The following is a 12,699-nucleotide window of genomic DNA, read 5'->3' as shown; positions in this document are numbered from 1 at the left end:
CCTCCTCTAGTTTGCTTTCATTAATAAATAGATAAAATACGGAGCGCCTAATACGGAAACAACAATTCCAACTGGTATTTCTGCTGGACTCAACAGATTTTTGGCAATCGCATCAGCAGCAAGTAATAAAAGTGCTCCTACAAGTACAGCGGTAGGAATAAGAAGCTGATGCTTTGGTCCAACAAGCCTCCTAGCTAAATGGGGAGCTACTAATCCTAAGAAGGATATTCCCCCTCCGACAGCTACACAAGAACCTGCTAAAGCAACAGCAAGTAAAAGAAGGGTTCGTCTTTCCTTTTCAACGGCTGTCCCCAAACCAGTTGCCGTCTGATCTCCCAAGTTAAGTACATTTAAATATCTTGCTTTAAGTAAGGTTATCGGAATAAGGATTAAAATCCATGGCAATGTAGCAAAAACAAACTTCCAATTCGTTCCCCATATACTCCCTGCTAACCAAATCGTTGCCTGCATAAAGTCCCTAGGATTCATCTTCAATTGGAAGATAATCAAGGCTGCACCAAATGCTGCGTTGATCCCAATCCCAACTAGTATAAGACGGACAGGTGTTACACCATCTTTCCAAGCAAGGACGTAAATCAGGACCGCCGCTAAGGTAGCACCAGCTAAAGCAAAGAACGGCATAATAAAGATGGAAAGAGTGCCTAGTCCAGTCAAGCTACCTTGGAAAAAGTAAATAAATAAAACAACCGCTAACCCTGCACCTGCATTAATTCCTAAAATCCCTGGATCAGCAAGACCATTACGTGATATCCCTTGTAGAATAACACCTGAAACAGCCAAACCTGCTCCAATTAGAATCGATATCACCATTCTAGGTAAACGAAAATCAAACAATACTAGCTGATCTCTATCTGTACCTTGCCCTAAAAAGGTTTTCAACACATCAATAGGAGGAATACGAATAACTCCTAGATTAAGGCTTATAAAAAAAGTAATCACAATCAGGACAAATAAAGTCACCATAATCAAGACTGGATTTTTACTCTTCTGTTTCAAATGCTGCATCTATAAGCCCCTCCCTTCACGTCTTGCTAAGTAAAGGAAAAAGGGTACACCTATTGCCGCCGTAATGGCTCCCACAGGTGTTTCAAAAGGAGCGTTCACCATCCTAGCCCCTACATCTGCTAAAACCAATAGCAGGCCACCTAAGATAGCAGCGTTAGGAATAATCCAACGATAATCCACTCCGACTAAAAATCTAGTGATATGTGGAATAACCAAACCAATAAATCCAACCCGACCTGCAACGGAAACTGCAGCACCAGTTAAAAGTAAAACCACAATCGTACCAATGATCTTCACCCAAACGGTACGCTGACCTAGTCCTTTAGCTACATCTTCACCTAAGCTTAACACGGTAACAGATCTGGCTAGTATAAAGGCAAGGATTAGACCGACAATAGCCACGGGAACAATAAGCTGAATACTAACCCATTTCGTCCCAGCAACGCCTCCTGCATACCAGAAGCTAATATCCTGTGCCACATCGAAGCGGATAGCGATAGCTGAGGAAAGTGAGCTCAGTAAAGCCCCCACAGCTGCTCCAGCTAAAGCTAGCTTAACTGGAGTTAATCCTGTTTTGGAAAATGAGCCGATGGCGAATACAAGAAGAGTACCAAGACCTGCTCCAACAAAGGACCACATAAGTAAACCAACATACGAGGTTCCAGGGAAAAAAGCAAAGGCAATCGCAATCGCAAACGCTGATCCGTCCGTAACTCCCATGATGGACGGTGAAGCTAAGGGATTACGTGTCATCCCTTGCATGATAGCTCCGGATACGGCTAGAAAAGCACCGATTAATGCAGCTGCTAGAGCACGAGGCATTCTCAGCTCTTGGATAATTTGGTGAGCCGTTTCATTAGGGTTGAATTGAAAGACACCCTCCCAAACTGTTCCAAAATCAATATCTGCCGCACCTACAGAAATAGATAGTCCTAGACTTAGGGCTAAGGCTACTGAGCCTACAATTAAAATTATTGTAGCTATCAGCGGGCGTGAGCGTAGCTTCACTTCCTTTTTGACCTGTTTATTTTGATCACTTAATTCTTGATTCGTTTTTGATTCTTGACTCGACATACGTTCATCTAATCCTTCTGTTGCCCATCTGTTACACAACATCTATGAAGTGTAATAAATTCAACGGTTAGTTCATCTATCGGAGAAAATTTGACATTGAGAATCATTATCATTGTAAGTATACCTATTATCTCTGCTCATTTCAAGATGTTTTTGCTTAAATTTTTAGTTATTTTATGACAAACTAAGGCACAAAAGAAAAAGCACCGAAGTATTCATGATACTTTCGGTGCTTAGCTTTTGCATTTAATACCCTCGTTGCATCGGTATAAGGTTTATCATATCAGCTTTATTTGGATACAGCTTAAGGTTATGTGTAAAAATGTCTAACGCCCTGGTCATGTACATAGGCGAACGACCAGAAACATGGGGAGTGAGAATAGTATTGTCTATATTCCATAGTGGATGTTCTTCTGGCAAAGGCTCTTCATCAAATACATCTAACACTGCACCAGCGATCTTTTTCTGCTCTAGCGCTTGAATAAGAGCTTTCTCATCAACTACTTTGCCTCTTGCAATATTAATTAGGTAGGCTGATTCCTTCATTTGAGCTAATTCCTTCTCACTGATAAAATGCTCTGTACTAGAAGTATGCGGTAAAATAACCACCACATAATCACTTTCTTCAAATATCCTGCTTTTCTGTTCCGAAGGGATAAGCTCGTCTACGTAATCCAATGATGCCTGATCCGTACTTCTACGTAAACCAATAACCTTCATATCAAAGGCCTTTGCTTTCCTTGCAATCTCTTGACCAATTGCTCCCAGTCCTAGGATTCCCAAAGTTGCTCCATGTATCTCATTTACTCGAAGTGAGCGATTCCAGATCCCCTTTTTTTGCTGATCATAGAACTCGTAGCCCTTCCTAGCCAATTGCAGAATCATACCTAATGTATACTCAGACATTTGAATCCGATGAATTCCTCTGGCATTAGTAAGGACAACCTGTTTTGCTTCAAGCTCCGAAAATGGAATAAGCTCTAGTCCTGCACTAAGCACCTGCACCCACTTTAAAGACGGCATTTGTTCAACTGTTTCAGGAGTAATATCTTCACCATACGTCACCAGCACCTCCACCTGAGCCAGCACATCCGCGGGAACCTGCTTCATATGATCATAAAAAACAAAAGTGCTACTAGGAAACTCTCTTTCTAGGTTAGCTTGATGTTTATCACTTAACTTTGCTGTAGATACTATGTACAATTTTTTCCACCCCACTAAAAATGCTTTGCCATATATCAAATAGTTCTCATTTAGTTCTCAGTTACTCTATTAGTGTATCACACTCTAATAAAAACCCTTAAAACAACTGATACTACCTAGTAATGATAAACAATACGATCAACAAGGATACTAACCCTACAAAAAAAGTATTATTTTCTAATTTTCTTTTTGCCATCATCGCATAAATTCCAGTTAAAGCGAAAACACCGAATGCACAAGCAGTAATGGTGCTAAAAGCCTGCACTACAAAACCTAATACCGTTGGAACTTGTTCAGGATTTTCAAAGCCATTGAATATGAGCATCATGAGAAAGTATGGAGCTATACAAATCAGCGTCATGACCACACTAAATTTAGTAAGCTCGCGAGGTTGATCACCATCCCAGTATTTCTTAATTTTTTTTAGTATCATGTAGTAGCCTCCTATACTGATGTGTAATCATTTATTAACTCAAGTAATACCCATACATCCAAATGGAATAATAAGTTAAATTATAATTACTTATAAATTCTTGGGATAATAATAGTCAGTAATAAAATTAAGAATAGTACAATTCCACCAATGACACTACTTTTGTTTAATTCTTTTTTATAAATTTGAGCATAAAGTCCAATTAAAGCAAGTACAGAGAAAAAAGTAGTAAAAGGAATTGTTAATGGTAAGATTATATACGTTACAAACCAAGGTACTTGTTCCCTTACTACCATGTCATCCCTCTCATTTATACAATTAACTAAAATTCTTGTAGATACTTCCATCAACATACGCAAAGTGTAGTAATAGTGTAAAGATTAGAACTTGCTTCTGAGGGGAGAATTGACATATACATAATGAGAGTAAAGAATGGTGCAAAAGAGAGAAATGCCATAAAAAAGCTGTATGCTGTTAATTTCCCTCTTTTATCTTCCTTCCAATACTTCTTTACTTTTCGTAAAAACATACCTACTCTCTCTTTTATGGTCTCAGCGTAAGAAATTGATTAAGTACATAATAACTACCATAATTATTCCAACTAGGATGCTATGCATTGATAGCTTCTTTTTATACACTTGAGCATACAGCCCAGTAAGTGTAAGAACCAAAAAAAATGTAAAGATAGTCATAGATACTGGTAACAAAATATACATGACAGACCATGGCAGCCTATCATAATAAATACTTCCATCAATATAGCCGAAATAAAACGCTAAAATAGCAAAGGGTGTCATAGACACAACCATCATAAAAAAGGAAAAAGTAGATAGCTTCTTTCCATCATTATTGTCCCAAAATTTCTTGATTTTTTTATGTACCATTTCTGCACCCTGAAAAAATTAATTATTCTTAAACCTCATAACCAATTCTCAAATCTGAATAGGCAAAACCTCAGCTCAACATTCTAGGTATTATAATGGTGGATATCATAATTAAAAAAATAAAGATTCCTACAATAAGAGAATGCTTGCTTAGCTTCTTATTGTATATTTGAGCATAGAGCCCAGTAAAAGCAAGGACACCAAATATAATAACTAATGGAAAGGACAAAGGAAAAATAATATATCTCACAAACGCTGGTATTTGATCTTGATAAATAATCCCATCACTATAACCAAAATACATAATGAGAGCAAAGAATGGAGTAAAGGAAAGGAGTGCCATAAAAAAGCAATAGGCTGTCAAGCTTCCTCTTTTATCTTCTTTCCAATACTGCTTCACTTTTCTAAAACCCATATCTACACCCCTCAAATCATCATTTTTCTCCAGAAGTGGCACTATCTCCTTTAAAAAAGTCTTTTATTGAATTGAACAGATTCTCTAAAGGTTTTGTCACTACAGCATCAAACGCAGTAGCGGTTGCAGTTGTTAAACTAGACAAGAAATTTCCACCAAAAATATTAAAAGCAAATAAAGTTGAACCTACACCAAAACCAACATAAAAATCATAGATAGAGACACTTCCAGTTGCCCACCATGTTCCAAACACATTTCCTATACCAGCTATAGAAGCAACAGATACACCGAACCCAGTAGCAGATAAGCGTGATTGAGTAGTTGCCAGCATGGTAGCAAAACGACTAGATGGTAACAGGAGTCCCGCAATTCCTCCACCTATTAGTGCAGTTTTGAAAGATTGCCCTATGTTAATGTCTCCTCCAGTAATATAATCAAAGAATACAGAGGTCATTAAATTCACACCTGTCCAAATTCCCCATGCTTGAAAAAATTGTGTTATTCCTTTTAGGGCTGGCGCCCAAGCGCTTGCTGCTGTACCAGCAAATAAAGAGCTGAATCGAGATGCAGCTATACTTAAACCTCTTCCCAATGTGCTAAAAGCTGCACGAATTCCATGCATTAATGCCCCACCAGCACTCCAAGCCGTTTGGAAAGCAGCACGCAGCCCACCTGTACCCATCGCTCCAGCCCATATTCTACTGGCAGCTATCCTTAGGCCTGAGAACAACTGGCTTGCTGCCATTCTAAATGCATTACCCACTGCTCCAAAAAGGACAGACCAACTTCCTGTACGGAATGCCATCCAGGCAAGACGCATATTTCCTGCAATAGCTTGCCATGCACCTACCATTCCACGTATCAACGGCGCCTTCCCTAGTCCCAAGGCAGTAAACATACCTTTCAGTGCTCCACCCATACGCGTCAGGAACCCAAGTGCAGCTCCTCCTAGTTTAGTAAAGAATGAACGAAAAGCCAAACCTGCAACTGAGAAAAAACCCTTTAATGGAGCTGATAGTAATGGCAATCCTGTGCGAAGAAAAGCAAACGTTCCTGCAAGGATACCTCCAAGCTTTACCACACTTATAACGGCAAGAACACCAGCTACCGCATATAATGCAGCTTCAAGGAAACTGAAATTCTCTGCCCCAACCATAAATCCATAAATAGCAGCTGCCACTACGGCTGCTATTGCAGCGACAATGACAAGTACAAGTCCTAATTTTAGGATCAATAAACCAACAATGACGACAAGAATGGCGACACCTAGCCCTACTAATATTCCAAGGATTAGTCCCTGAGTTGAATCAGATAAGCCATCCCACCATCCAGAAACGCTGCTCCAAAAAGAATTCCAACCATCTGCAATCCAGCCTCCAAAGCTACTAAACTGATCACCTAACCAGTTAGCTCCAGATCCTAGCCAGCCAGTAAATCTATCCCACCAGCTTGAACCTCCTGGGCCACCACCACCCCAATTAGGTATATCAATTTCCCTAGGAATCAGGTGTGGTGGGTAATCGTAATCAAAAATAAAGTCTGTTGGTAATTCAACTGCATATGTAGTTGAAGGAAGAGTGCTAACCAAAGAAGCAATGAGAACTAGCAGAATCATAGAGAGCATAATGAAGCGGTAAAGCCCATTCAACGCCTCTCTATTGTATCCTGCTTGGTGCACGATTTGATCATCCTTTGAGTATCGTTGTAATTTCAAGGCTATTTTGTTGTTTTCTTTATTCATTCGATTACTCATTGAACTCTCCCTTCAGTATTTTTAAGTAATTTTGAGCTATATATAAATCTGTTGAAGATATTTATTCACCTACAAGAGCCTAAAACAAACGTTAGTCCCTCAGGAAAAACAATATTTGCTGCAGCAGCGGCTTCCACATTTCGAGCACCCGCTCCGAAGCTAGCATCATCCACCGTTACAAAGGAAGCCTCGGTATATACAGCAGCATAGATAGCAAACTGATCTCTATATGGAAAAATGAGTTCAACTTCATCCTGTGCCCCATTTTTGGTGGCATAGTATTGAGCAGCCTGCTCAACACGACTCCAGTTAGAGCCGATCGCTTGACAGACCCGACTGGTCGTCCCGATATCCTCAAAGAAATAGGCTAATGCAGCATTTGCATTTAATTGGCATCTTGGACTTTCAAAGTAGCAATGAAGCTCCTCAGGTACGTCCATGTCCTCAAGAATCAATTTGATTAACTCATCCTTGTCATCTGTATCATAAGGCGGATCCTCATTGCTTTCTTCATCATCCCCTTCATCGTCTCCAATGATAGCGAGAATTTCTTCAAGTCGTTCCTCTACCTTTTCTTCAAGCTCTTCCATTTCGGTCTTAAGCTGCTCCGTCAAGCTTTCTTCATAGACTGTTTTAATTTCTTGTACAGCACCTAACACAGCCGCATCAGCACTTGTCTGACTCACTCTTTTATTCATAAACACAGTGAACATATCAAAGAAAATAAAGCTTATAAATATAGCGCCCATAACCAAGCCAATAACAATGATCATCGTACCGCCTTTTTGATTCTTTAAATGGCGTGCTATGGCTCATCAACTCCTTCAAAAGGCATTGTAGCGGAAGCCGTTACAGTAAATTCAAGCTCATTTATAAAAGGAACCTGAATCGTAAGTAGCTCTGCTTTTACCACAACAGTAATCTCTTCGCCACCGTATGAAGCAGCTTGAGGCCCTTGAACACTTGAAGTAGTGTTTAAACCATAAGCCGAGCGCTGAACCGCATTTTGCACAGAACCTGCATCAGCCCCTACAGCGGCAACCCTCGCCCCATCACGAGCAGCTGCTTCAGCCACTACAACCGTGTAGGCAGCTAGGGCCATTTGCCAAATAAACAGAAAGGCAAATATAATAAGCGGGAACATGGCCACAAACTCTAAGAGCTGTGAGCCACGTTCATTTTTAATCAGCCTTCTAATTTTTCTCAACCTAACCAGCCTCCTATCAGAGATCAACCGCCTCCAATATTTCCTACTAGATCAGCTAGTTTGCTAAGAATAGCGTTCCCCAACGTTCCACCACTTCCACTTTCAGAAAGCCATGTGGCTACTACTCCAATAATGGCAACTCCAAGTAGTCCAATCATAATCCACTCAAGAGAGATAGATCCCTTCTCGTTCTTAACTAGCGACTCTACCCTTTGATTCAGATTAGAAGCCATTGCCTTTGCTTTAACGTAAATATTTAACATGATATACCCTCTCCTTTTATATAGCTTAATCTATGTTAAATGCCTCAATTTCTATTGAAATAGGGCATTAATTCCAAATCTTTCTGGCTGATACATAAAGTTTAAGAATAGCAACCCTACTATAAACAAAAAGATAGATGGAACAACTAGCATCGTTGTAACAATTGTAATCTTTGGACTTGCCTTTGCTGCCTTTTCTTTTGCTGAAAAGCCTCTCGATGCTCTTAAATCCTCAGCCTGAACCCTGAACGTTGTAGAAACGGGAACCCCCAGCTCTGAGCCCTGTAAAAGAGCTTGAACTAGCACCTCCAGCTCTTTCGCTTTGTTTCTTTTTAATAGATTGTGATACGCTCTACGCCTCGGAACACCTAGCTCAAGCTCTCTAATCAATCTCCTAATTTCTTCACTTAACGGTCCTTCTGATTGCTCAGAAACATGCTTTAACGCTCCATCCAAGGAAGCTCCGGCAACTAATGAAACACTTACCGTATCAAGAAAATCTGGCATTTCTAGACTAATTTGCTCTTGTCTTTCTCTAGCCTTTAACCATATCCATAGATTCGTGACGAATAGTCCACCTGCCATGGAAATAAGAAAAACAAAGCCTCTAAATGGGAATCCCAATATGAAATAAAACCATCCGATAAAAAATACGATAAAAAAGACAACCAAACGCATTCCGTAAAACTGCTTCAGATTCATTTCCATAGGATTGCCGGCTTGAACGAGCAAGGTTTCATCCCGTTCCTTCTTAGCAAACAACGGATATTTAGCAGCTGTTGGCGCTACATAATTTGCCGCTTGAAACAGCTTATCCTGAATCCCTTCCTTAAACTTGCGTTTTGACCTTACCTCCCGCTCATGCTTGTTAATATAAGCGTGAACGTTCTGCCTTTTGGCTGCATACATCCACAAATAAATGAACGATATCAGCAGGAGTGGAAACACAAGGATAACTAGTATTAAGATGAGTCCTATTATTGCACCATTCATAGCTACACCTTGACCTCACTTATTCTTTTGATAATGATAAAAGCTAGAATTTGAATACCTGCACAAACGGCAAGAAGGATCAGACCTATGGGTGAAAATAAAGGCTCTAAAAAACCGGGTATGATCATATTCATCATAAACGCCATAATTATTGGTAAGACAGGTAGAATATATGCAACATACTTTGATTCAGCAGTAACTGTATCAACTTCCTTATTTATGCGTGAGCGTTCCTCTAAAGTTTCTGCCATTAGTTGTAGAACCTCAGCCAAATTACCTCCAACCTTCCGCTGGATTACTACTGTGTTTACAAAAATATTAAGCTCTTTACTAGAGATTCTCTCCTTCAAACGGTTAAAAACGGCGTCAAAGTTGTCGCCAAGACTTAGCTCTCTATCCATAGTGGCAAACTCCTGGCCAGCAGGAGCAGAGAACTCCCGACCAAGCCTTGAAACCCCTTGGTTTAAGGTCAATCCTGCCTTCACCGTGCTGCTAAGCATACGACAGATTTCTGGAAGCTGCTGGTTGAAATCCTTAGACCTTTTATTTTTTCTAGAGCTTAAATAGAATTTTGAGCTAAGCCACACCGTAAGGTGGGCTAAGGCAAGGTCTAATGGAAAAACAAAGCCTAATACCATTCCAAACAGTGCCCACAAAACTAGAAAGATAACGATTCTAAGTCCTGTAAACTCTGAGGGCTTAATGGATAAGTTTGCCTGCTTCAATCTCTTTCTCAAATCCTCTGAGAGCTCTGATTGATCATATTTGTCTCCTAGGGCTAAGAAAAAACTGCTTCGTTCATCTCCGGCATACTCTTTGAACCAAGGCTTCATCCTTTTATTCGCTTGTTTATAACTGATTCTTTTCCAAATAAAGAAGACGGCTATAAAAAAGCAAAATATAGATAGGGTTAGGACAATAAATAGATCTAGCATGACAGGCTCCTCTGCTCAAAGAAAGAATCTGGAAGAGAGACACCAAAGCTTTTAAAGCGCTGAACGATTTCAGGCAGATATCCTGTAGCTTCAAACTCCCCCATAACATCACCTGATTCATTCACACCGTCTCTGCGAAAACGAAAGATTTCATTGATTTGCATGCTTCCTTCTATTTCAACGACCTCGGCAATACTCACAATCTTTCTTTTACCATCAGCAAGACGAGAGGTCTGAACAATTAAATCCAGAGCTCCTACAAAATACCCTCGAATAACATCTACCGTTAAAGGCAGTCCTGACATAATAACCATCGCTTCTAGTCTTCCAATTGCATCCTTTGGTGAATTGGCGTGAATCGTTGTCAAGGATCCTTCATGTCCTGTATTCATAGCCTGAAGCATATCAATCGCCTCAGACCCTCTTACCTCCCCCACAATGATTCGATCTGGACGCATCCGCAAAGCATTTTTCACAAGGTGGCGAATGCTAATTTCACCTTTTCCCTCCATATTTGGAGGTCTTGCTTCCATTCTTACCATGTTTTCATATTGGAAGCGCAATTCAGCCATATCTTCAATCGTAATGATTCTTTCCCCCACGGGAATGGAATTTGAAAGGACATTTAAAAGTGTCGTTTTACCACTTCCTGTACCTCCAGATACCAAAATGTTCGCCTTACTTTGGACAGCTGCTTGTAGAAACTTGCCCATATCCGGAACTAAACTTCCGTAGGAAATAAGATTATCTAAGCCTAAGGGTTTGGCATTAAATTTTCGAATTGATATAACAGGGCCATCTAAGCTTACAGGTGGTATAGTGGCGTTTACACGACTTCCATCATGTAATCTTGCATCTACCATCGGTGAACTGCTATCGATTCGTCTGCCCAAGGGAGCAATGATTCGATCAATAATATGACGAATATGCTGCTCATCCTTAAATCGGATCGATGTTTTTTCTAAGCGACCTTTTCTCTCAATGTGTATATCGTCGGGTCCATTAACCATAATCTCTGTAATACTAGAATCACTAAGTAGCTCTTCTAGTGGCCCATATCCTACAGACTCATTAATGATCTCCTCGATGATTCTCTTTATATCAAAGCTAGGTATGATAACCCGCTCTTCCTCAATCATGCCGTGTATGAGCCGTTCAATTTTCTGCTTTCTTTCGGTTGGCTCAAGAACAATAATTTTATCCAAATTGGCTTCTTTTATTAATCGAGCTTTATAATGCCTGACATATTCTTCGATTTTGGTGTACGTAAAATCATTTTGTACATCAGAAAAGTTAAGTGTGGTGCTTATCTCAGTTGAACCCTTAAACATCGCTTTATCCCTCCCTTCAAGCTTTGATTAACGGAGTAGGCGCTCAACAATACGCTTTACATCAGAAGCTACTTTTGTTTTAGGCTTACCTTTTTCAAACATCGTTCTTCCCATATTGACATATGGCTGAACAGCATAGTAATTGGATTGAATCGTTCCAAGGACTTTTTGATTCACGATTTTCTGAATATCCTTCTCAGTAAGCTCACTTTTTTTATCCTTACGGTTCATGACTAACCGTAGCTGAGCTTTATTTAATACCTGATATTGTTCTAGAAGCTTAAGAGCATGCTTAAACATTCTTATAGATAAACTGTCTGGTGTAATGAGGTAAAATATCTCATCTGACTCTGATAATCCTGTATAACTAATCCTATTAAAGCCACTTGGGAGATCAACAACCACAAAATCATAATGGTTTTTACAAACCCTAAGTGTATTGACAATGAGCTCCTGTGAAATTCTATCTGTCATATCTGGTTTGGCAGGTCCAAGTAAAATATCAAGACCCGTTCCCTCGTCTTTATGTACGATGTTCTGGATGTGATTAATGGAGAGCTCCTTAATAACCGGTTCCAAATCCAAATATGACCTTGCTGGTTCAAGTCCGAATAATACTTCTAATCCTCCATATTGGGTATTCAGATCAATGAGAATTCCACGTTTATTATTGTAAAGCTGTAACGATTGAGCAAATAGGGTTGAAATTAGCGACTTCCCTGATCCACCTTTACTGCTGAAGAAACTAAATATTTTATTATCTTGTTGGTCGCTCATTTGAGGGATAGCTTCATTGTTTTGAACCATACTTATAGAATTTTGAAGTAATTCATTGACCCTTGATCCTTCTTCGGGTAGAAGAACAACATCGTGAGCCCCACTCTTTAACCATATCCTTACAGAATCTACAGATGCCTGCCTATCAAATACGATGACATAACGACTTAAAGAAAAATCCTGTATGGTACTCTGTTTTAATTGTTGAGCATCAACAAAAGCATACGTATAGGAATCTAAGCCTCTTGATGAAGCTTGCCATTCTTCTTTAAAATCTGGCTTAATTCCGTATTCATTTAGAATAGCTGAAAGCTGTGTTACTAAATCTTGGTTTGTTGATACGATTAAAGCATTTATCTCTCTCAAAATAGTGATTTCCTTCCTTTCTTTCTCTACTTAGAACCC

Annotated in this window: 15 protein-coding genes; all 15 read right to left on the bottom strand. The window is 39.7% G+C overall.

All coding sequences use genetic code 11. The annotated features are described in order from the left end of the window. Positions 1 to 6: 6 nt before the first annotated feature. Positions 7 to 1,026: a FecCD family ABC transporter permease gene (locus tag J2S11_RS05505; RefSeq protein WP_370875456.1), complete on the bottom strand. Its 1,020-nt coding sequence runs from the start codon at positions 1,024 to 1,026 to the stop codon at positions 7 to 9. Continuing rightward, positions 1,027 to 2,100, bottom strand: a complete 1,074-nt coding sequence (locus tag J2S11_RS05500) for a FecCD family ABC transporter permease (protein WP_307392026.1) — start codon at positions 2,098 to 2,100, stop codon at positions 1,027 to 1,029. Between the two features lie 246 nt (positions 2,101 to 2,346). Then, positions 2,347 to 3,303 carry a D-2-hydroxyacid dehydrogenase gene (locus J2S11_RS05495; protein ID WP_307392024.1) on the bottom strand — a complete coding sequence of 319 codons (957 nt, stop codon included), beginning with the start codon at positions 3,301 to 3,303 and terminating at the stop codon, positions 2,347 to 2,349. Between the two features lie 112 nt (positions 3,304 to 3,415). Further along, the gene (locus tag J2S11_RS05490; protein ID WP_307392022.1) at positions 3,416 to 3,736 is read right to left on the bottom strand and encodes a hypothetical protein; all 321 of its coding nucleotides are present in this window, start codon (positions 3,734 to 3,736) and stop codon (positions 3,416 to 3,418) included. A gap of 86 nt (positions 3,737 to 3,822) precedes the next feature. After that, positions 3,823 to 4,032 (bottom strand): hypothetical protein, encoded by a 210-nt coding sequence (locus J2S11_RS05485; protein ID WP_307392020.1) that lies wholly within the window; start codon positions 4,030 to 4,032, stop codon positions 3,823 to 3,825. Positions 4,033 to 4,287: 255 nt separating this feature from the next. Continuing rightward, positions 4,288 to 4,620: a hypothetical protein gene (locus J2S11_RS05480; RefSeq protein WP_307392018.1), complete on the bottom strand. Its 333-nt coding sequence runs from the start codon at positions 4,618 to 4,620 to the stop codon at positions 4,288 to 4,290. A gap of 70 nt (positions 4,621 to 4,690) precedes the next feature. Further along, a complete protein-coding gene (locus J2S11_RS05475; RefSeq protein WP_307392015.1) occupies positions 4,691 to 5,035 on the bottom strand; it encodes a hypothetical protein in 345 nt (114 codons plus the stop codon). A gap of 19 nt (positions 5,036 to 5,054) precedes the next feature. After that, positions 5,055 to 6,788, bottom strand: coding sequence for a hypothetical protein (locus J2S11_RS05470; protein ID WP_307392012.1), 1,734 nt, complete (start codon positions 6,786 to 6,788; stop codon positions 5,055 to 5,057). A 65-nt stretch (positions 6,789 to 6,853) separates the two neighbouring features. Next, positions 6,854 to 7,561, bottom strand: coding sequence for a hypothetical protein (locus tag J2S11_RS05465; protein ID WP_307392011.1), 708 nt, complete (start codon positions 7,559 to 7,561; stop codon positions 6,854 to 6,856). A gap of 32 nt (positions 7,562 to 7,593) precedes the next feature. Further along, positions 7,594 to 7,995 (bottom strand): TadE/TadG family type IV pilus assembly protein, encoded by a 402-nt coding sequence (locus tag J2S11_RS05460; protein WP_307392007.1) that lies wholly within the window; start codon positions 7,993 to 7,995, stop codon positions 7,594 to 7,596. Between the two features lie 23 nt (positions 7,996 to 8,018). Next, the gene (locus J2S11_RS05455) at positions 8,019 to 8,258 is read right to left on the bottom strand and encodes a hypothetical protein (RefSeq protein WP_307392005.1); all 240 of its coding nucleotides are present in this window, start codon (positions 8,256 to 8,258) and stop codon (positions 8,019 to 8,021) included. A gap of 51 nt (positions 8,259 to 8,309) precedes the next feature. After that, complete coding sequence (locus J2S11_RS05450) at positions 8,310 to 9,251, bottom strand: type II secretion system F family protein (protein ID WP_307392001.1); 942 nt, start codon at positions 9,249 to 9,251, stop codon at positions 8,310 to 8,312. 2 nt (positions 9,252 to 9,253) lie between these two features. Beyond that, positions 9,254 to 10,186: a type II secretion system F family protein gene (locus J2S11_RS05445; protein ID WP_307391999.1), complete on the bottom strand. Its 933-nt coding sequence runs from the start codon at positions 10,184 to 10,186 to the stop codon at positions 9,254 to 9,256. After that, on the bottom strand, positions 10,180 to 11,517 hold the full coding sequence (locus J2S11_RS05440) for a TadA family conjugal transfer-associated ATPase (protein WP_307391998.1): 1,338 nt from the start codon (positions 11,515 to 11,517) through the stop codon (positions 10,180 to 10,182). Before J2S11_RS05440 ends, J2S11_RS05445 begins: the two co-directional genes overlap by 7 nt. 27 nt (positions 11,518 to 11,544) lie before the next feature. Further along, positions 11,545 to 12,660, bottom strand: a complete 1,116-nt coding sequence (locus J2S11_RS05435) for a CpaE/TadZ family protein (protein ID WP_307391995.1) — start codon at positions 12,658 to 12,660, stop codon at positions 11,545 to 11,547. Positions 12,661 to 12,699 lie beyond the last annotated feature (39 nt).

Source organism: Bacillus horti (assembly GCF_030813115.1).
GTDB classification, from domain to species: Bacteria; Bacillota; Bacilli; order Caldalkalibacillales; family JCM-10596; genus Bacillus_CH; species Bacillus_CH horti.
The sequence above is the reverse complement of the archived record's forward strand: the minus strand, read 5'-3'. Positions and strand labels throughout refer to the sequence as shown.